The organism is Streptomyces wedmorensis (genome assembly GCF_000716445.1).
Taxonomy (GTDB): Bacteria; Actinomycetota; Actinomycetes; order Streptomycetales; family Streptomycetaceae; genus Streptomyces; species Streptomyces wedmorensis.
Genome location: NZ_JNWK01000009.1, coordinates 241,293 through 261,295, shown reverse-complemented (window position 1 = coordinate 261,295; position 20,003 = coordinate 241,293). Strand labels below are relative to the sequence as shown.

Below are 20,003 nucleotides of genomic sequence, written 5' to 3'. Positions count from 1 at the left end.
CCGCCCAGGGCACCCGCTGCTGCCGCCGCCGGAACCGTTCTCGGGCGCCGACACGCTGCTCATGGAGTCCACCTACGGCGATCGCCACCACGACCAGGAATCCGCCCGGTGGGCTGGACGGCCGTCGTACCCCGCTCCGGGGAGGCCCTCCTGGTCCGCTGACCGTGCCCGACGAGAGGGCCGGAGGCACACCATGAGCATCATGAGGATGCCGCCGAACGAACTCGTCGCCGTCCGGCCCGGCGCGGAGTTCAAGGAGATCGTCGCCGCCATGGAGCGGTGGAAGGTGACGGCCGTGCCCGTCGTCGAGGGCGAGGGCCGCGTCGTCGGGGTGGTTTCCGAGGCCGATCTGCTCCTCAAGGAGGAGTTCCACGACCACCGCCCCGGTCTCGTCGAACAGATGCGACGGCTGGACGCCACGGCCAAGGCCGGTTCTCGCCGGGCCGAGGACCTGATGACCTCGCCCGCGGTCTCCGTCGCTCCCGAGGCGTCCCTTCCCCAGGCCGCCCGCCTCATGGCCTCCCACCACGTCAAACGGCTGCCGGTCGTCGGCACGAACGGAACGATCCAGGGAATCGTGAGCCGGTCCGACCTCCTCAAGGTCTTCCTCCGCCCGGACGAGGATCTCGCCGCCGAAGTGCGCCGCGACGTGGTCGAGCACCTCTTCCCGCTCTCTCGGAGCCGGGTCGACGTGCGTGTCGACGCCGGCGTGGTGACGCTGTCGGGCGAGGTCCGCGACAGCGCGCTCATCCCGCTCGCGGACCGCCTGGCCCGCGCCGTCGAAGGCGTGGTGGACGTACGGTGCGAGCTCACCGCCCAGGGCCGGACGTAGCGTGTCCGGCCGTTCCGGTGCGGGTCACGAGGCCACCCGACGTGCTCGAAGCATGTCCCAGGTGACCAGCACCGACCTGTACGAGGTCACGATGGTGCTCTCGTACCTGCGGGAGGACATGAGGGCCCCTGCCACCTTCAGCCTCTTCGTCCGCGACCTCCCCCCGGGCCGCGGATTCCTCGTCGCGGCGGGGCTCGAACCGGCCCTCGACTACCTTTCCCGGTTCCGGGTGGGCCGCTCCGACGTCCTGGAGTTCGCCGAGGCGCTGCGTCGTCCGGTCGAGGACCTGGAACCGCTGCACGGCCTGTCGTTCCACGGCCAGGTCCGCGCCGTGCCCGAAGGACGGCTCGTCCTCGCAGGTGAACCGCTCTTGGAAGTCACCGCGCCCCTGCCGCAGGCGCAGCTCGTGGAGACCTACCTGCTGTCCCTCGTCTGCCATCAGACGGCGGTCGCCTCCAAGGCGGCGCGGTGTGTGCTCGCCGCCGCCGGGCGGCCCCTGGTGGACTTCTCCCTGCGCCGGACCCACGGTCCCGAGGCCGGCATGCAGGCGGCGCGGCTCTGCGCTCTGGTCGGGTTCGCGGGCACCAGCAACGTCGCCGCCGCGACCCGGTACGGCATCCCCGCATCCGGCACCATGGCCCACTCGTACATCGAGACCTTCGCTTCGGAGGAGAAGGCCTTCCGTGCCTTCGCCCGAACCCATCCGGGCCCCGTGACCTTCCTGGTCGACACGTACGACACCGACCGCGGGGTCGCGGCGGCCGCGCGCGTCCTCAGCGACTTGGGGCTCGGCCCGGGGTGCGGAATCCGCCTCGACAGCGGCGACCTCGGAGTGCTCGCCCGAAGCGCCCGTACCGCACTCGACGCGGCGGGACTGACGGACGTGCAGATCATCGCGAGCGGCGGCCTCGACGAGTACGCCGTCGACACGCTCGTACGGGACGGAGCACCCATCGATGTCTTCGCCGTGGGGACGAAAGTCGGCACGGCCGCCGACGCCCCGTATCTGGACGCGGCGTACAAGCTGGTCGAATACGACGGCCGGCCCGTCATGAAGCTCTCGTCGGCGAAGGTGACGGCTCCGGCCCCGAAGCAGGTGTTCCGCGGCCTCGGCCTTCGCGACGTCATCGGCCTGGCGAACGAGGAGCCACCCGAGGGCACGGAGCCACTGCTGCGGACCGTGATGCGCGGCGGGCTCCGCACGGATCCGCCCGACACCCTGGCAGCCGCCCGCGCCCGCTTCGAGGCCGACGTCGCCGCGCTGCCGGAGGCCGCGGGCCGCATCGAGGGCCCTGTGCCGCCGGTACCGGTCGTGTCGACCCGGCTGTCAGCTCTGACGACCGTCGTACGGCACCGGATCGAGGCGCGGACGCGAGCCGGCCGGTAGCACCGGGGACACCCGGCGGAGGCTGCGCCCGAAAGGGCGGGTCGGCGCCGCCCGTGGGCCGAGTTCGAAGCCGGAGGGCGGGACTCCGTCGCCGCACGTGGGAAAGGCGCCGGGATGACCTGGCTTGCGACACCGGCGGGCGCTGTCCTGGTGCTGTTCATCGGGTCTTCGCGGCCTACGCCGACGACCACGGTCAACCCCAGGGCCGGACGGCCCTCCCCAGGACGGCGGCAGCGGGCGATCCTGAACGTGGGGCCCGGTCGAACGCGCGAGAAGGTGACGAGCGATGAGGCACCGCAGCGTCGCGGATCTGATGACACCCACGGCGGTCAGCGTCGGTCCGGGCACGACGTTCAAGGAGATCGCACGGCTCCTGGACGAGTTCGACATCACCGCGGTGTGCGTGGTGGACGAGTCGAACCGGCCACTGGGCGTGGTATCGGAGGCGGACCTGGTACGGCGCCGTGCCGCCGGGGCCGGGCCAGGCACGGCGGGTGCGCTCATGTCCAGCCCCGCCGTCGTAGCCCGCCCGGAGTGGAGCGTGGTGCGGGCCGCCCGGGTGATGGAACGGGCCAGGGTCAAGCGTCTGCCCGTCGTCGACGACGACGGACGCCTCGTCGGTGTGCTCAGCCGGAGCGACCTCGTCCAGCTCTTCCTGCGCCGGGACCGGGCGATCCAGGAGGAGATCGTCGAGGACGTGGTCACCCACACTCTGGGGCTGAGCCCGTCGGCCCTCTCGGTGGAGGTCGAGGACGGCCGGGTCACCCTCAGTGGCACGGTCCGCCGTCGCAGCCTCGTTCCGGTGCTTCTCAGGCTCTGCAACAGCGTCGACGGTGTCGTGGGGGTCGTCGACCGGCTCAGGTACGAAGACGACGACCTGTCGAGGAAGTGACGATCATGGACACCCCTGGCGCCCCGCACAGTCCCGTGGCGGTATCCGCCGAACTCGGCAGCCGGCTGTCCCGCCGGCTGTGGCTGGTCAAGTGGCTCCTGGTGGTCCCGCACTGAATCGTGCTGTTCTTCCTGTGGATCGCCTTCTTCGTGGTGACGGTGATCGCGTTCTTCGCCATCCTCTTCACCGAGCGCTTCCCACGGGGCCTTTTCGACTTCACTCTCGGCGTGCTCCGCTGGTCCTGGCGCGTCTCGTACTACTCGTACGGCGCCCTGGGCACCGACCGCTACCCGCCCTTCCGTCTCGACCAGGGCGGTCACGAACCGGGGACGGCCGACGTCCGCTGACGGCGCCGCCTGGCACGCCGCAGCTCGTCCGTGCCCCACACCAGCACGGGAAACGTCGCGACGAGCAGGACGACGTCCAGAGGAAGGGCGGCCGTGCCGAAGAGGTGTTGGAGCGGGGGCGCGTAGACGAGAGCGGCAGTGAACGCGACCTCGAAGGCGATACCGGCGAGCAGCAGCGGATTCGAGAACACCCCGATGTCGCGCAACGCCGCGTGATCGGTGCGGGCCGCGAACGCCGTACCGATCTGGCAGGTCACGATGCCGGCGAAGGTGGCCGTGGTGGCCGTCACGTAGGCGTGGTGCAAGGGGCTGCCGGTACCGGTGGGGTCGCCCGGCTGCCAGCCCGCGCGCCACAGCACGTAGAAGTAGCCCGCCATGACGAGGACCGCCGACGTGAGCCCCAGGTAACCCCAGCTCCGTATGAGCATGTCGCGGGAGATAACGCCCTGGTGCCGCGGCCGCGGGGGCCGCTGCATGATGCCGGGCTCGGAGCGTTCCCGGCCCAGGGCGAGGGCGGGCAGGGTCTCGGTGCCGAGGTCGATGGCGAGGATCTGGAGGACGGTGAGCGGGAGCGGTACCGTGCCGGCGGAGAGCGCGAAGACGAGGAAGGGCACGACCTCCGGGGTCGCGTGGGCGAAGATGTACACGATGAACTTGCGTACGTTGTCGTAGACGCGGCGCCCGGCTTCGACCGCGGTCACGATGGTGGCGAAGTCGTCGTCCGTGAGCACCATCGTGGCGGCCTCGCGGGCCACGTCGGTGCCGGAACGTCCCATGGCCACCCCGATGTGGGCGCGGTGCAGCGCGGGGGCGTCGTTGACGCCGTCACCCGTCATGGCGACGATCCGGCCGTGCTCCCGCAGGGTGTCGGCCACCTTGAGCTTCGTCTCGGGCGAGGAGCGGGCGAAGACGATCTCGTCGTCGCCTTCCACGAGGAGCCGGTCAAGTTCGTCGTCGCCCAGCGACTCCGACGCCGCGACGACGTGCAGACCGGGTACTCCGATGCCGACCTCCCGGGCGACGGCCGCGGCGGTGGCGCCGTTGTCGCCCGTGACGACGTGTACCCGGATCCCGGCCTCGTGGCAGCGGCGGACGGCCTCCGCCACCTCGGAGCGCGGCGGGTCGTACAGCCCGACGAGCCCGAGCAGGGTCAACCCCGACTCCGCGTCCTCACGGCGTGACGGCAGCTCCGCGCCACTCGGCACGTCGCGTACGGCGACGGCCAGGACCCGCATGCCGCCCCCGGCCAGATCCTCGGCCGCGACGCGGGCCGAGTCCGCCGCGGTTCCGGGCAGGAGGCGGTCCAGCACCGCCTCGGGCGCACCCTTGACCACGATCCGCGCGGGGCCCTGCATCTCCCCGTCCAGCCTCTCCCCGTCCAGCTTCTCCCTCTCCCTCTTCTCCCCCTCCCTCCTCTCCCCGCCCTGCACGACCGACATCAGGCGCAGCCGCGGATCGAAACGGAACAGCGCCCGCCGTCCCGCGTCGCGCCGGCCGAGGTCCACCGGAGCCCCGTGATCGGCGGCCCCGGCGACGAGGGCGGCCTCGGTGGGGTCGCCGTGCAGTTCGCCGTCGGCTTCTCGCGTGACGGTGGTGCACAGGGCGCCCGTCCTCGCCAGCTCCTCCGCCCAGGGGCCCGGCTCCGACCCGTGGTCGACCGTCCACAGGGCCCTGAGACGCATGCTGTTGCGGGTGAGTGTGCCGGTCTTGTCCGTGCAGATGACACTCGTGGAACCGAGGGTCTCCACCGCGCTGAGCCGCTTGACCAGCGCACCCCGTCGGGCCAGGGCCCGCACGCCGACGGCCAGGGCCAGCGTGATGGTCGGGAGGAGTCCCTCGGGGACGTTGGCGACGAGGAGCCCGATGGCGAACGTCAGGGAGTCGGTGACCGGTAGCCCGACCGCCACCCCGAGGAGGAGAAACACGACGCCCATGCCGGTGGCGACGCCGGCGATGAGCCACGCGACCCGCTTGACCTGCCGTTCCAGGGGGCTCGCCTCGCGCCGGGTCCGCTGGCTGAGGGCGGCGATCCGACCGAGTTCGGTGTGGTTTCCGGTGGCGAACACGATGGCACGCGCCTGCCCTCCGACACAGGTCGTCCCGCTGAAGACGAGGTTCGGCTCCTCCAGCAGCGGGGCGCCGAGGATACCGGCTGAGGCGATCCGTTCCACCGGCACGGACTCGCCCGTGAGCATCGACAGATCGACCTCGACACCCCCCTCGGTGACGTGCGCGTCGGCGGGGACCTTGTCGCCCTCGTCCAGGAGGATCAGATCGCCCGGTACGAGGTCACGGGCCTCCACGACGCGGGGCTGCCCGTCGCGTACGGCGAGGGCGTGCTCGGGTAGGTAGCGGGCGAGCGTCTCCACCGCACGCTCCGCCTGACGTTCCTGGAGCAGGGCGAAAGCCGCGTTGACGGCGATGACCGCGAGGATCGCCCACCCGAGGACCGCCAGGTCCGCGACGAAGGCGAGGGCGGCGGCAGCCCACAGCAACAGGGCCAAGGGGTGGACCAGCTGCCCGACCAGCTCGCGCACGAAGGAGGAGCGCACCTTGCGCCGCACTTCGTTCGGTCCGTGAACGGCGAGGCGCCGGGCGGCCTCGCGGGCCGAGAGGCCATCCGGCCCCGTCGCGAGTTCACGACGCAGCCGGGGCAGCGGTTCACTGGGGTCGAAGGGCGGCGCCTCGGTGGAGTCGGCGTCCCGCTCCGGGGTGGCACGGCTGTCGGTACGGTCAGTCATCGTCGTCCCCTGCACCGCTGCCGCGGCGGAGTCGGCCGGACCATACGGGTTCCACCTGCTCCCACTCGCGTTCCCAGGCCGCGAGCCGGTGACCTTGGGTCCGCCGCCGTACGAGGAAGACCACGGCGGCGCCCGTCACCCCGACCACACCCGTCACCGCCGTACCGCCCGAGAGCGAGGTGAGGGCGCGGTCCGCGGCACTGCCTGGCGGCCGGGCGGGTGCCCCTGCGTCGTCCACCCAGATCGTCACGGCGCGCCCCTGGGGTGTCCGCGGCGGAACGTGAACGGTGCCGGACCGACGGACGTGCTCGGGCTGCTCCCAGACAGCCGGCGCGACGGCCTGTGCCTTGGAGCCGTACCGGGTGGCGACGGGTGGTTCCTTGGCCGGCCCGGTGGTCGTCGCGGTCACCTGGTGACGGTGGACGGCGAGTTCTCGGTCGGCCTTGGCTCCGGCCGCCCAAAGGCTCCCGGCGGCCACAGCACCGCAGATCAGAGCGATCATCAGCACGAGGACCAGGGCGGCGCGCCTGACGAGTCTCCCGGGCGGTGTGGTCCCGCTCCCCGACGGCTCGTGGTGGAGCATGCCGAACCTCCCCTCGGGGTGGCCTCGCCCACCTGTCAGAGGCCCGATTCAGTGGGTGGCGCCGAGTTCCGTTCCGATGTGGTGGGCCCATGCCCGGATCCGTTCCGGATTGCGGAAGTCGCCGCCCTTGCCCCGGCGCACCATCGCGCGGGCGATCGAGCCCGACGTCTCGGCGGTCACGGCGCCACCGAAGGTCATGTGCTCGCGAGCACCGAGGTTCTTCATCCGTCGGGCGACTCCTCGTACGGGCGGGATGTCGTGCTGTTCCGCGGAACTGTCGACGGGACCGCTGCTGAAGAGCCAGAGAGGCCGGTGCCTGAGCTGTTCGGCGTTGCGCCGGGCGCACCGTCGCGCCTTGCCGGTCCAGTGCCCGGCGTAGAGGGCTCCGCCGAGAACGACGCCGTCGTAACCGCTCACGTCGGTGACGGTGTCGGCAGGCAGGACGACAGCGTCGAAGCCGTCGTCCCGGAGCGTCCGGCCGATCTCTTCGGCGATACCGGCGGTCGCGCCGGCCTTGCTGCCGTAGGCGACCAGGACGCGTTTGGCGTTCATGATTCCGCGCCGTCGGCCGGCTTGTCGGTCCGCTTCACCGGAACGGTCCGCACGGACGTGGTCTCCTCTTCGGGCATCGGGACGCGAATGGTGAGAATGCCGTCCGCGTACGACGCCTCGACGTCGTCGGCCGGGATCGTGCCCGGGAGGCGCACGGTCCTGCGGAACGATCCGTAGCGGAACTCCGAATGCTCCTTGTCCTCCGTGCTCTCACTGTGCTCCGCACTCACCGTGATGAGGTTGTCGTCGACGGTGATGCCGATGTCGTCGTCCGGGTCCATCCCCGGCAGCTCGGCCCGCAGCACGTACACGCCGTCACCGCTGGTCACCTCCACGGGAATGGAATGAGCGGTCGTAGCGGGGCGCCACCCGGGCAGCCCTGGGAACTCCCTGTTGAACCAGTCGTTGAAGTCGGGGAAGAGGCTGTGCCTGCGTTCCACCTTGCCTCCGGCCATTGCTCTGCTCCTCGTGTACGGGGCCCCGGACGGTCGCCGTGGACCCGAACAGGTACGGACGGGCGGCGGATCGGGTCGCGGAGCCCAATCCGACTCCGTAACCCACTCTTCCACCCACGAGGTCGCGTGGCGCAGTGTCCAAGGGGGCTGTCCGACGGGGCCGAACGGGCCGCACCGGGAGGGGCCCGACCGGCCCATGGCGCCACAGCGCTGGCGCTGTCAGCGGCAGATCTCCTCGACGAAGTGGCCCACCCGCTCCCCCGGCAGGTGCCGCGCCAGGTCCGCCTCACTGATCATGCCGACCAGGCGGTGGTCGTCGATCACGGGCACGCGGCGGACACTGTGGTGCTGCATCGTGCGGAGCACCACTTCGCTGTCGGCGCCCGCGTCCACGGTGACGGGCTTGCCCTGGGCGAGGTCCCCGGCCGTCATCCGGTGGGGGTCCTTGCCCTTGGCGAGGCACTTCACCACGATGTCCCGGTCGGTGATGATGCCGTGCAGCCGGTCGTCCGGCCCGCAGATGGGCAGCGCCCCGACATCCAGTTCACTCATGCGGCGTGCGGCGTCCATCAGGCTCTCGTTCTCCTGCACGCAGCTCGCACCGGCGTGCATGATTTCCCTTGCGGTCGTCATGGCCACGTCCTCCTTTTCGGCCCCCCTGCTCACGATCCAACCGATCAGCCCTTGATTCAGAGGAAGAGCGCCGACACCCTGACGGTGTGAACCGGGCGCCAAGGACGTCCCGTCGCCCCCTCTGCGGGCAGCCGGCGGTTCCTGGGCCGACCGGGCAGCACGCCTCCCGTGGGCGCCCGTCGGCCGTGCCGGGCCGGCAGCTCGGTGTCCCCGGCGACTCGCTGTCGTGTCCTCCTCGGCATGGTCACTCCTCCGTTCGTCCGGTGACGTTCTCGAGCGTCGTCTCCGCGCGGGCCACGTGCCCTTTGACCGCTGCGAAGCTGTCCGGTGCCACCGAGATCGAGTCGAGGCCCGCCTCGACCAGGATCGCGGTGAACGCCGGATCGTCGCTGGGCCTCTGCCCGCACAGTCCGACCGGCCGACCCGCCGCGTGGGCGCGGACTGCGAGGGTCTGGATGCTGCGGACGACCGCGGGGTCCCGCTCGTCGAAGACATGGGCGAGGGCCTCGGAGTCGCGGTCGACGCCGAGAGTGAGCTGGGTGAGGTCGTTGCTGCCGATCGAGAATCCGTCGAAGCGTTCCGCGAACTCCCCGGCCAGGATGATGTTGGCCGGTATCTCCGCCATGACGTAGACCTGCAGCCCGTTCTCGCCCCGTACCAGTCCCTCGTCCGCCATCACCGCGAGCACCTGATCGGCCTCGCCGAGGGTGCGGCAGAAGGGGATCATGACGACCACGTTCGTCAGCCCCATCGCCTCGCGCACACGGCGCAGCGCGCGGCATTCGAGGGTGAAGCCCTCACGGTAGCCGTCGCTGTAGTACCGGCTCGCACCACGCCAACCGATCATGGGGTTCGCCTCGTCCGGTTCGAAGGGTCGGCCGCCGAGGAGCTTGGCGTACTCGTTGGTCTTGAAGTCGCTGGTGCGCACGACGACGGGCGTCGGCCAGCGGGAGGAGGCGATCCGGGCGATGCCGTGGGCGAGCCGGTCGACGAAGTACTCGCCTCGGTCGAGATAGCCCTCGGTGAGCCGCTCGATGACATGCCGGCCGTGGGCGTCGAGCCGCTCCGGATGCAGCAGGGCCATGGGGTGGACTTTCACCTGGTGGGCGACGATGAACTCGAGGCGCGCCAGTCCCACCCCGTCCGCGGGGAGCCGCCACCAGCGGAACGCGGCTGAGGGGTCGGCCAGGTTCAGCATCACCCGGGTTCGGGTGGCGGGCAGTTCCGCGAGGTCGGTCTGGGTCTCCTCGTACGGGAGCAGCCCTTGGTAGACGCGTCCGCTCCCTCCCTCTGCACAGGAGACCGTGACGGAACTCCCGTCACGCAGGATCCGTGTCCCGTCTCCGGTTCCGACGACGGCGGGGACGCCGAGTTCGCGGCTGACGATGGCGGCGTGTGAGGTGCGCCCCCCGTGGTCGGTGACGATGGCGGAGGCCCTCTTCATGACGGGTTCCCAGTCCGGGTCCGTCACGCCGGTGACGAGGACGCCGCCCTGGGGGAAGCGGTCGAGGTCGACGGGCGCGTCGAGCGCCACGACACGGCCCTGGCCGATGGCCTCGCCGACGGCGATGCCTTCGACGAGCGGTTCGCCGGGAGTGGCGGTGAGCCGGCGGCGGGTCAGGGTGGTGGTGCGCCGACGCGACTGGACCGTCTCGGGGCGGGCCTGGACGATCCAGAGCTCGCCGGTGAGGCCGTCCTTGGCCCATTCGATGTCCATGGGGCAGCCGTAGTGCTCCTCGACGGCCGCCGCCCAGCCGGCGAGCGTGCGGATCTCCGCGTCGTCGAGGACCCGTTGGTTCCGCTCGCCGTCGGGTGTGTCGACCGTGCGGGTCAGCCCGGTGTCCGCGTATACGGCCTTCAGCCGCTTGGCTCCGATCCGCACGTCGATGACGGGGTCGAGCGCCGGGTCCTTCATGCTCGGCTTGAACACCGTGTACTCGTCCGGGTCGACCCGGCCGCTGACGACGGTCTCCCCCAGTCCCCAGGCGGCGCTCACCACGATCACGTCCGGGAAGCCGCTCTCCGGGTCGAGGGTGAAGACGACCCCGGCGCCGGCGAGATCGGAGCGGACCATGACCTGGACGCCGATGGACAAGGCGACGGCGAGGTGGTCGAAGCCCATCCGTTCGCGGTAGTCGATCGCCCGGTCGGTGAACAGGGAGGCGTAGCAGCGCGTGCACGCCTCAAGGAGCGCGTCGGCGCCGCTGACGTTCAGGTACGTCTCCTGCTGCCCGGCGAAACTCGCTTCGGGCAGGTCCTCCGCCGTCGCACTGCTGCGCACCGCCACCTCGGGCGACTCCCGACCGATCTCCTCGGCCAGCTGCTCGTACGCCGCGAGCACGGCATCCCGCAGAGGCACGGGCAACGGCTCCACGAGGAAGAGGGACCGGATGGCCGCCCCGACCTGATCGAGAGGGGCACCCTCGTGCAGTCTGTCGAGTTCCGCCTCCACGCGACGGCGGAGGTCTCGGGAACCGAGCAGTTCCTCGTACGCTTCGGCGGTGGTGGCGAATCCCGGAGGGACGCGGATGCCCGCACCCCCGAGCCGGGTGGTCATCTCGCCGAGCGAGGCGTTCTTGCCACCCGCTCGTCCGACGTCGTGCCGCCCCAGTTCCGTGAACGGTACGACGTGTCGTATCGGTCCCATGGTCTCCTCCACGGCTCTCGGGTCTCCTCAGTACGGCAGGGGACGGCCGGACGGCGTGCGCAGGTCGAGGGGGCGGGCCCGTGGGGACGCTGGGGCCGGGGGCTGATCAGGACGCGCTTCATGGTGCTCGCCTCTCCGCGGACCTCTCCGACGGACCGGGGGCGTCCTCTCGCCCCACCGTCCCGCGTGGAGGTGGTCGCGTCCCGGTGCTGAGCGGGGCAGCGGGCACGGGCCGGTCGGTCGTGGCGGAACGGGACCGGTCGGCCCCTAGCGGGTCGCCGGTCCGGCGCTCGCGTTGCGGGAGGGGGACGGTGATCAACGGACACGGGGCACGGTGCAGCAGGCCGTGAGCCGTCGAACCCAACCGCATGCCGGAGTAGCCGCCACGGCCTCGGCGACCGACCACCAGAGAGAGGGATTCCTGGGATGCCAGGGCGAGTTGTTCCACCGGGTGTCCCCGCAGGACCTCTTGGGAGACGGCGACGTCCGGATACCTCTCCGCCCAGCCCGCCACCGACTCGGCGAGCAGCCGACGCCGCTCGGCCAGACCCTCTTCACCGTCGTCGTGGGCGAGGACGGAACGGGGCCAGACCCAGACGGTCCGCAGCCGTGCCTCGCGCAGGCTCGCCTCCTCGACGGCGAAGGCGACCGCGGCCTGTGAGGACTCGCTTCCGTCCACGCCGACGACGACGGTCGGTGGGTGCACGGTGGTGTGCTCAGGTGCGCGGACCACGACGACGGGACAGTCCGCCCGTGCCGTGAGCGGGGCGACCACGGAGCTCTCGCTGAACATCTCGGCCGGCCGGCCGAGACGGCGAGAGCCCACGACGACGAGTGCGGCGTGCCGCGCCATGCCGCGCAGCACGGTCGCCGGCACACCGTTCACGCGTTCCGTCGCGATCCGCAGACCGTCGTGGAGTTCCCTGACGAGGTCCTCCGCGTCGGCGATCGTCGCGTCCGCGCGCATGCGAAGGGCGCTCTGGCGGGCGAGAGCGTCGTACCGAAGCCCGTCGTGTGCGGGCGGTACGGCGACGACCAGTCGGAGCACCAGTCCTCTCCGCACGGCCTCGTCGGCGGCCCAGACGAGAGCGGGGACCGACTGCTCCCGGGGGTCGACACCGAGCAGTATCTCGTTCACGTCTCCTCGACCCGGGTGGCGAAGGCAGGTGGGACGATCTCCACGGGACAGTGGGCGTGGTGGAGCAGGACGTGGGCGACTCGCCCCAGGGATGGGCCTGCTCCCAGGGCTCGGTGTTCTCTGCCCAGCACCAGCAGATCGGTGTGGGCGCTCGCCTCCACCAGGATCCCGGGCGTGCTCGTGCCCGTCTCGACGTGATGGCTGACGATCAGCTGGGGATAGAACTCACTCACGAGATCGGCGAGCGACTTGATCTCCTGCACGCGTTGCCGCGCGATCCCATCGAGGTCGTCCAGCATGGTCGCGACACTGCCGACGTGGGTGAGCACGTTCCACACGCTCACCAGTCGCAACGCCGCCTTGCGGGCGTCGGCCTCGGCGGCCGCGACGAGCAGCCAGCCCAGATCCGAAGCACCGTGCACGGCTGCCGTCACCGAGCCCGACGCGGGACGGTCACCGTCTCCACGGACCACGATCACGGGAACTTCGGCGCGGGCCGCCACACCCAGACCGACGGATCCGAGCATGAGCGCGGAGAAGCCGCCGAGCCCCCGGTTACCCACCACGATCGTGCCCCGGTGGCCGGCGGCCGCCCGGAGACCGGCGACCGGCTCCTGGCGGCTCAGCTCCTTCGTGACGGGGAGATCCGGAAAGACGTCTTGGACCGTACTCGCGGTCTCGGCCAGCAGGTCGCGCCCCGCTTCACGTACCGCCTGGAGCGTATCGGCGTTGGCGAAGATCGCCCGGCGGTCGGTGTCGGCGGCGTGGACGAGATGCAGGGACCGCCCCCGTCGTTCCGCCTCCTCGGCGGCCCAGAGCACGGCCGCGCGCCCGGAGGGGGACCCGTCGACTCCCACGACGACGTTGCCGAGCTCCGGTCGGGCGGGGGTCTCGCTGGTCATGGCTCCTCCTCCGGGGTACACCCGAGGCTCGGGAGCGCGTCCCGAGGGGCGACATCTCCCACACTGGCATCGTGGTGGGCCTCCTCGGGATGGGCCGTTCGGCCCCGATCGAGACCTGCCCGGCCCTGCTGCCGGAAGCGACGGGGCACCAACCTGAAAGGTGAGATGTCCTGTCCGATCCGGAGTCGGGGCGGGGCGGAGAGGACTCGACGAGGGAGACACGCCATGACAGCCCAGGTCACCGTCGGTCTGGACGGCTCTGCTGAAAGCCTCGCCGCCGCCCGTTGGGCCGCGACGCAAGCGGTGCTGCGGGAAGTGCCCCTCAGGTTGGTGCACGTGCAGGAGTGGCCGAACACGCCGGCAGCCCCCTTGGCGTTTGCCCGCACCATGGACGAGCGGATCGAGAGGCTGATGCGGGACGAGACGGACCGGGCGCGGAAGGACCATCCCGACCTCGAGGTCGTCACGGAGCATGCGCGTGGCCGGGCAGCCGAGGAACTGACGGCCGCCGCGAACGAAGCGGACCTCACCGTCCTCGGTTCGCGCGGGCTGGGCGGCGTCCGCGGATTCATCGTCGGCTCGGTCTCCCTTGCCGTCGTCGGCTCGGCACGACGGCCTGTGGTCCTCGTACGCGCGAAGGACGAACGGACAGGTCCCGAAGGCGCCATCGTGGTGGGCGTCGACATCCACCATCCGTGCGAGGCCCTGCTCGCGTTCTCCTTCTCCGAAGCCGCCCGGAAGGGCACGTCGCTCCGGTTCCTCCACAGCTGGACGCTTCCCGCCTCGTACGGCTACGCGGCCATCATGGACCCGGGGATCGGCGGGGAGCTGAGCAGCCACCTCCTCGGGGGGCTGGAGGACCTGCTGGAGCCGTGGCGGAAGCGGTACACGGGTGTGGAGGCGGAGGCCGAGTCGGTGGTGGGTTCGCCCGCGTACCAGCTGGTCGAGGCGTCACGGACCGCGCAACTCGTCATCGTGGGACGCCGGAGTCGGAACGTCCCCCTCGGCCCGCATCTGGGCCACGTCGCCCACGCGGTCATCCACCACAGCCCCGCGCCGGTCGCCGTCGTCCCCTTGACGTGAGGGGACGCTGGCGACTCGGCCTTGGACTGTGCACGGGTGGGCACCGTCTCGCTCGGCGCTCTACGGATGTCGGCGGCTGAGGGAAGGCGCGTAGCGGTCGGGAGCGGCATCGTAGGCCGTGGCGCAGCGGGTGGAGCAGAAGTGCAGTGGGCCTGCGGGACTGTCCCGGTGTTCGGGTGCGGTCGTCGGGTCGACTCTCATGCCGCACACCGGGTCGACGGCCGTCTCGCGTCCGTCCGGGCCCGTTCTTCGCCGCGTGCTGTCGGTGGCGGTCTCGACTTCGGGGAGCGTCTGTGTGTCGCCCCCTTCGGGCAGTGGTACGGGGTGCCAGCGGCGCAGGCGGGAGGCGTTGGTGACGACGGACAGGGAGGACAGGGCCATGGCGGCCGCGGCGATGATCGGGCTCAGGCGGATGCCCCACAGGGGGTAGAGGGCGCCGGCGGCGAGAGGGATGCCGACGGCGTTGTAGACGAGGGCGAAGAACAGGTTCTGCTTGATGTTGCGCATGGTCGCCTTCGAGAGGCGGATGGCGGTGACGACTCCGGCGAGGGAGCCTGAGATGAGGGTGATGTCGGCGGATTCGATGGCGACGTCGGTGCCGGTGCCGATGGCGAGTCCGACGTCGGATTGGGCGAGAGCGGGGGCGTCGTTGATGCCGTCGCCGACCATGGCGACGGTCCGGCCCTCGGCCTGGAGTCGGCGGATCTCATCGGTCTTGTGCTCGGGCAGTACCTCGGCCAGGACCCGGGGAATGCCGACCTGAGCGGCGATGGCGGCGGCGGTGCGGGCGTTGTCACCGGTGAGCATGACGACCTCGGCGTCCAGCTGCCGCAAGGCCGCGATGGCCTGGGCGGAGTCGTTCTTGACGGTGTCGGCGACGGCGAGCACCCCGGCGGGGTGGCCGTCGACCGCGGCGAGGACGGGTGTCTTGCCCTCGGCCGCGAGGTTCGCGGCGACGGCGTCGAGAGGGGAGGTGTCGACGCCGGTGTCGTGGAGGAGGCGGGCGGTGCCGACCATGACGGTGTGGCCGTCGGCCCCGGCGTGGACGCCCTTGCCGGTGACGGAGTCGAAGCCGGTCGCGGTCGGCGGCTGAAGGCCACGGTCGCGGGCGCCGGAGACGATGGCCTGGGCAAGGGGATGCTCGCTGTCGGCCTCGGCGGCGGCGACCAGCCGCAGCAGCTCGGCTTCGTCGACTCCCGCGGCGGGGCGGATGTCGGTGAGGACCGGCTTGCCGACGGTGACCGTGCCGGTCTTGTCGAGGACGATGGTGTCCAGTTTGTGGGCGGTCTCCAGGGCTTCGGCGGAGCGGATGAGGATGCCTGCCCGCGCGCCTTTGCCGGTGCCGACCATGACCGAGAGCGGGGTGGCCAGGCCGAGGGCGCAAGGGCAGGCGATGATGAGGACGGCGACGGCGGAGACCAGGGCCAGGGTCAGCGCCGGTGCGGGTCCGATCGTGTACCAGAGAGCGAACGTCGCGATCGCGAGGGCGATGACCGCCGGGACGAAGTAGGCGGAGATCGCGTCGGCGAGACGCTGGATCGGCGCCTTGGACGCCTGGGCCTGCTGCACCGACCGGATGATCTGCGCGAGCATGGTGTCCGCGCCGACCTTGGCCGCGCGCACCCGCAGGGAACCGGTGGTGTTGACGGTGGCTCCGATGACACCGTAGCCCGCGTGCTTCGTGACCGGCATCGGCTCGCCCGTCACCATCGACTCGTCCACGGCGGACGAGCCCGACAGTACCTCGGCGTCGACAGGGATCTTCTCCCCTGGGCGGATGACGATCTCGTCCCCGACGACCACCTCATCGACGGGCGTCTCGGTCTCGGCGCCGTCGCGTAGGACGCGTGCGGTACGGGCCTGGAGGCCGATCAGCGCGCGGATGGCCTCGCCCGTGCCGGCCTTGGCCCGAGCCTCCATAAGACGGCCCAGCAAGATCAGGCTCAGGATGACGCCGACCGCTTCGAAGTACACCTCCTGTACGTCCTCGGGGAGCAGCCCCGGAGCGAGGGTGACGAGCAGGCTGAATCCGTAGGCTGCGCTCGTGCCCAGCGTGATCAGGGAGTTCATGTCAGCCGACCGGTGGCGCAGGGCCAGCCAGCCGGTGACGTGCACGGGCCGGCCGGTGTAGAACATCACCGGTGTGATCAGGGCGAGCTGGAACCAGTGGTTCAGCATCCAGCCGGGCACCCAGCCGGCGCCGAACAGCTCGTGCGCCATGACGGCGAACAGCACCGGCGCGGTGAGCGCGGCGCCCACGGCGACTCGGCGGGTGAGGTCCTTGATCTCCGCCCGGCGCTCGGCGATGTCGGCCGCCTCCGCGTCCTCGGCCGACGTCTCCCCCGCGCTCGGCGCTGCTGCTGCGCCTGGCACCGCGCCCGGTTCCGGTGCTCCGCCGTCGGCGGGTTCGACGACGAGGGTCCCGTGGATCATGTTCATGCCGCAGGCGAAGCCGTAGGTGCCCGGCCGGTCAGGGCTCAGCCGCACGGTCGTGCGGGTGTGGGCGGGCAGTCCGGCCCCGACCACGAGATCGGGGAACACGACGCGGGAGGTGCATTCTCCGGCCTCCTGCCGGTCGAAGACGAGCTCGACCGGTGTGCCCTGGCGGACCTTGATCAGGCTCGGGCTGTAGCCGCCCCTCACGGTCACGTCGACACGCTGCACGCCTCCCTCCACGCGAACCGTGCCGGCCTTGCGCGGGCCGAAGAAGTACCGGCCCAGCACAGCGATGAGACCGACGGAAACCACTCCGACGATCACGTCCGCGACAGGCATGGCCACTCGCCTCCTCGCGTGCCCTGCTGTTCCAGCCTCCCGCGCAGCATCCACGTCGGCCACCTCGGCCGGGCAAGGCCGGAACGCCGTCGCCGTCGCCGTGGTCATCACCGGCGCCGGCGCGCCACCCGACGGAGCACTTCGACTCCTCCACGCCAGGCTCACCCTGCTCGGTGACCGCTGACCTCGCGGGCATCCCGGGTCGTCTCACGCACGGGCCGATCGGTGCAACGGCCGGGTCCGGGCGGCCCTCGGCGGTCCTTGCGTCCGGGGAGAGACTGGAGGGAACGAACCCGGTTCGGTCGGTAGGGACGGGGAACGACCCGGAAGGGTGACGATCATGTCCAGCACGAGCAGGTGGACCGCGGCCGCGCTGGCGGCGCTCGCTCTGGCAGCTGGATGCGCGGCCGGAAATAGCACCGCCAGCGGCAGGCCCCTGAGCGCAGCCGCCGCCCAGCCCGGCCCCTCCGGTGGCGATTGCTGGAGGCCGGGCATGTCCGGCGACGACTGGGACGACTGGGACTCGTGGAGGACCGGCACGAGGCCGGGAACGACAGGCCGGGATGACTGCGCGTGGGGTCCCGGCATGATGGGCGGGGGCTACTGGCAGCGTGGCGACGGTACTCCGGTCGAGACTCTGGACCAGGCCCGCCGGCGGGCCGACACCTTCGCCGACCGGCTCGACCTGCGTGTCGGTGAAGTCATGGAGTTCTCCATGAACTTCTACGCCGAACTGCACACCCTTGACGGGAAGCCGGCGACTGAGATCCTCGTTGATCCGTCCGATGGCGACACCGGGATCGAGTACGGGCCGGCGATGATGTGGAACACCGACTACGGCATGCACCAGCATGGCCGGACCGAGACCCGGATCTCCCCCGACGAGGCGCAGGAGCGCGCCCGGAAGTGGCTGCATGACCGGGGCAGCGACCTGACCGTCGGCGAGGCCGAGGCGTTCCCCGGCTACTACACCCTGCACACCCTGCGCTCGGGCGAGATCAGCGGCATGCTGTCGGTCAACGCCTCCAACGGCGCCGTGTGGGACCACACCTGGCACGGCATCTACATCACCACCAGCGAACACTGACGCCACAGCCGCCCCTGACCGGGGCCACCAGCCGAGCGGCTTGCGCGTGCTGCTCGGCGTGGTCGTCGCTTGGACGCCGACCGGGCACCGTCGCCGCTCGCCGGGCACCGTCGCCGCTCACGTGGTCAGGTCCGGATCGAACCGGCTGTTCCTGTCCGGCTCGAAACCTGTCCGGCTCGAAACCCCCGAGGGAACCGTCTAGTCAGCAGACCCGGACGGCGCCCCGGGCGCGCCCGGCACCTGGATGCGCCGTCCCGTCACTCGGCGCGGTGAGAGGGTCACCACGGTGTCCCGCCCGTCCCCGGCCCACGGCGCCGAGTGGACAGCATCCTTGATCCTCCGTACCTCGGTCTCCTCCCACACCGAGCGTGCCTGCCCGACGAGGAGGACGCTCCAGCCCTGGCTGAAGGCTTCGTCCAGGTGGTCCTCCTCGAAGGCGACCTCCACGCCGGACACCGAGGCGCGCGCGAGGCTCGAGTCCGCAGCAGTCATGAACACGATGTCCCCGTCGACGACCTGGTAGTTCACGGGGAACACCATCAGCCCGTCCCGTCCTTCGAGGGCGACCCGGCCGACGCCGTGGCCGTCGAGCAGCTCCCAGCATTCGGCCTCGCCGATCTCCTCCATCCGTGCCCGGTACCCGGCGCGGGCTCCTCCTGGTGCGAGGTCCGCCGTGTACCCGGTGAGATCACGGACAGTGGTCTCCAGAGCGTTCGCGAGCCGGACCAGGAACTCGATCCCCGGGGCGGCCACCTGCTCCTCCACGTAGGCGATGTAGCCGGGCGTCGAGCCTGCCCGTTCGGCCACGTCCTCCCAGGACAGGCCGAGTCGGGTGCGCCTGGCCTCGACGCGGCGGCCGAGGTCGCTCGTGGCGTGCTGGGCACGCGGGTCACCGTCCGTGCTCATGACAGGTCTCCTTCCGCGATCTCGGGACGCCGCTGGGGTACGACGGCGACCGGACACGAGGCGTGGTGCAGGGCGCGGTGGGCGACCCTGCCGAGCTCCAGACCGACGAGCCCGTCCCGGCGTCGTGCCCCGACGACCAGCAGGTCGGCGGCGGCGGATCGCTCGGTCAGTACCTTGTGGGCGGAGCCCTCGACCGTGCTCCTGCGCAGGCGCACCCCGGGATGTTCGGACGCCGCGGCCTCAAGGGCCTTGTCGAGCAGTTCGGAAGCCCCTTCCGTGAAGTAGGCCGCCCCTGCGCGCCTCATCAGCAGGTGGTCGGCCGGTTCGTGCGCCTGCCGTCGCCAGGTGCGGACGACGTCGAGTTCCGCGTCCCGGACGGCCGCCTCACGGAAGGCGAACCGCACGGCCGGCGAGTCCAGGTCGTGTTCACCGACGCCGAGCAGGATGCGCCCGTGGCGTGCTTCCAGGGCCTGCCGGTCCCCCCGGACGACGACGACCGGACAGCGGGCCCGGGCGGCCACGACGAGGCCGACGGATCCGAGCAGAAGGTCGGCGAGCTCGCCGCGCCCACGTGCCCCGACGACGAGGATCGTGCCCTCCCGCCCCTCACTGAGCAGCGCACTGGACGCGTCCTCGGCAAGGACGTCCGCGGTGAGGGGGAGGTCGGGTGCCCGGCGCCGGGCGCGTTCGGCCGCGGTACCGACGATGTTCTCGGCGAGGACCTGGCCCGAGGGGCGGTCCGTGGTCCTGGCCGGCACGACTCCTTCGTAGCGTTCCCACAGGGAGGCATGGACGATGCGCAGGGGAACGGCGTGCCGCACCGCTTCGTCGACCGCCCAGTCCAAGGCCATGAGGCTGGCGTCGGACCCGTCGACTCCTACCACCAGGGGCGATTCCATCGTGCCCACCGCCTTTCCGGTCGTGAGTGAGTGGCCTGCTGCCACGCTCGCACCGGGCGGAAGTGACCGAATAGGGCCGGTCGGTCCCGGGTGCGGCCCGCCCGGACCAGGTGTGGTGGCGACGCGGAGACACGACGGGAGGGG

At 71.4% G+C, this 20,003-nt stretch carries 17 protein-coding genes; 6 read left to right on the top strand and 11 right to left on the bottom strand.

Going from position 1 to position 20,003, the window contains the following annotated elements; genetic code table 11:
- The first annotated feature begins 193 nt into the window (after nt 1–193).
- From OO54_RS10630 to OO54_RS48750, 4 genes are all read left to right on the top strand, one after another.
- A complete protein-coding gene (locus OO54_RS10630) occupies nt 194–832 on the top strand; it encodes a CBS domain-containing protein (RefSeq protein WP_033202571.1) in 639 nt (212 codons plus the stop codon).
- A 52-nt stretch (nt 833–884) separates the two neighbouring features.
- A complete protein-coding gene (locus OO54_RS10625; protein ID WP_033202570.1) occupies nt 885–2,219 on the top strand; it encodes a nicotinate phosphoribosyltransferase in 1,335 nt (444 codons plus the stop codon).
- 286 nt (nt 2,220–2,505) lie between these two features.
- The gene (locus OO54_RS10620; protein WP_033202569.1) at nt 2,506–3,111 is read left to right on the top strand and encodes a CBS domain-containing protein; all 606 of its coding nucleotides are present in this window, start codon (nt 2,506–2,508) and stop codon (nt 3,109–3,111) included.
- A gap of 119 nt (nt 3,112–3,230) precedes the next feature.
- Nucleotides 3,231–3,458, top strand: coding sequence for a DUF4389 domain-containing protein (locus OO54_RS48750; protein ID WP_418953290.1), 228 nt, complete (start codon nt 3,231–3,233; stop codon nt 3,456–3,458).
- Here the strand turns inward: OO54_RS48750 and OO54_RS10610 are convergent.
- From OO54_RS10610 to OO54_RS10575, 8 genes are all read right to left on the bottom strand, one after another.
- Nucleotides 3,428–6,199, bottom strand: a complete 2,772-nt coding sequence (locus OO54_RS10610) for a cation-translocating P-type ATPase (RefSeq protein WP_078905137.1) — start codon at nt 6,197–6,199, stop codon at nt 3,428–3,430. The genes OO54_RS48750 and OO54_RS10610 overlap by 31 nt on opposite strands.
- Complete coding sequence (locus OO54_RS10605; RefSeq protein ID WP_051786838.1) at nt 6,192–6,782, bottom strand: Rv1733c family protein; 591 nt, start codon at nt 6,780–6,782, stop codon at nt 6,192–6,194. Before OO54_RS10605 ends, OO54_RS10610 begins: the two co-directional genes overlap by 8 nt.
- 48 nt (nt 6,783–6,830) lie before the next feature.
- Nucleotides 6,831–7,334, bottom strand: a complete 504-nt coding sequence (locus tag OO54_RS10600) for a flavodoxin domain-containing protein (protein ID WP_033202568.1) — start codon at nt 7,332–7,334, stop codon at nt 6,831–6,833.
- Nucleotides 7,331–7,789: an Hsp20/alpha crystallin family protein gene (locus OO54_RS10595; RefSeq protein ID WP_033202567.1), complete on the bottom strand. Its 459-nt coding sequence runs from the start codon at nt 7,787–7,789 to the stop codon at nt 7,331–7,333. Before OO54_RS10595 ends, OO54_RS10600 begins: the two co-directional genes overlap by 4 nt.
- Before the next feature lie 219 nt (nt 7,790–8,008).
- Complete coding sequence (locus tag OO54_RS10590) at nt 8,009–8,422, bottom strand: CBS domain-containing protein (RefSeq protein WP_033202566.1); 414 nt, start codon at nt 8,420–8,422, stop codon at nt 8,009–8,011.
- Between the two features lie 244 nt (nt 8,423–8,666).
- Nucleotides 8,667–11,069, bottom strand: a complete 2,403-nt coding sequence (gene ppsA / locus OO54_RS10585; protein ID WP_033202620.1) for a phosphoenolpyruvate synthase — start codon at nt 11,067–11,069, stop codon at nt 8,667–8,669.
- Nucleotides 11,070–11,187: 118 nt separating this feature from the next.
- Nucleotides 11,188–12,207, bottom strand: coding sequence for a universal stress protein (locus OO54_RS10580; RefSeq protein ID WP_063738263.1), 1,020 nt, complete (start codon nt 12,205–12,207; stop codon nt 11,188–11,190).
- Nucleotides 12,204–13,109 carry a universal stress protein gene (locus OO54_RS10575; RefSeq protein WP_033202565.1) on the bottom strand — a complete coding sequence of 302 codons (906 nt, stop codon included), beginning with the start codon at nt 13,107–13,109 and terminating at the stop codon, nt 12,204–12,206. Before OO54_RS10575 ends, OO54_RS10580 begins: the two co-directional genes overlap by 4 nt.
- A gap of 225 nt (nt 13,110–13,334) precedes the next feature.
- Here OO54_RS10575 and OO54_RS10570 point away from each other — a divergent pair, with 225 nt between their 5' ends.
- Complete coding sequence (locus OO54_RS10570; RefSeq protein ID WP_033202564.1) at nt 13,335–14,192, top strand: universal stress protein; 858 nt, start codon at nt 13,335–13,337, stop codon at nt 14,190–14,192.
- A gap of 60 nt (nt 14,193–14,252) precedes the next feature.
- Here OO54_RS10570 and OO54_RS10565 read toward each other — a convergent pair whose 3' ends face one another.
- Complete coding sequence (locus tag OO54_RS10565; RefSeq protein ID WP_033202563.1) at nt 14,253–16,967, bottom strand: heavy metal translocating P-type ATPase; 2,715 nt, start codon at nt 16,965–16,967, stop codon at nt 14,253–14,255.
- Between the two features lie 493 nt (nt 16,968–17,460).
- Between OO54_RS10565 and OO54_RS10560 the strand changes: the two genes are divergently transcribed.
- A complete protein-coding gene (locus OO54_RS10560; protein WP_234439621.1) occupies nt 17,461–18,054 on the top strand; it encodes a hypothetical protein in 594 nt (197 codons plus the stop codon).
- A 198-nt stretch (nt 18,055–18,252) separates the two neighbouring features.
- On the opposite strand, the gene OO54_RS10555 is transcribed toward OO54_RS10560, so the two are convergent.
- Together OO54_RS10555 and OO54_RS10550 are read right to left on the bottom strand one after the other, a co-directional pair.
- A complete protein-coding gene (locus tag OO54_RS10555) occupies nt 18,253–18,960 on the bottom strand; it encodes a helix-turn-helix domain-containing protein (protein WP_033202562.1) in 708 nt (235 codons plus the stop codon).
- Nucleotides 18,957–19,859: a universal stress protein gene (locus OO54_RS10550; protein ID WP_033202617.1), complete on the bottom strand. Its 903-nt coding sequence runs from the start codon at nt 19,857–19,859 to the stop codon at nt 18,957–18,959. The genes OO54_RS10555 and OO54_RS10550 overlap by 4 nt, the downstream gene beginning before the upstream one ends.
- Between the last annotated feature and the right edge of the window lie 144 nt (nt 19,860–20,003).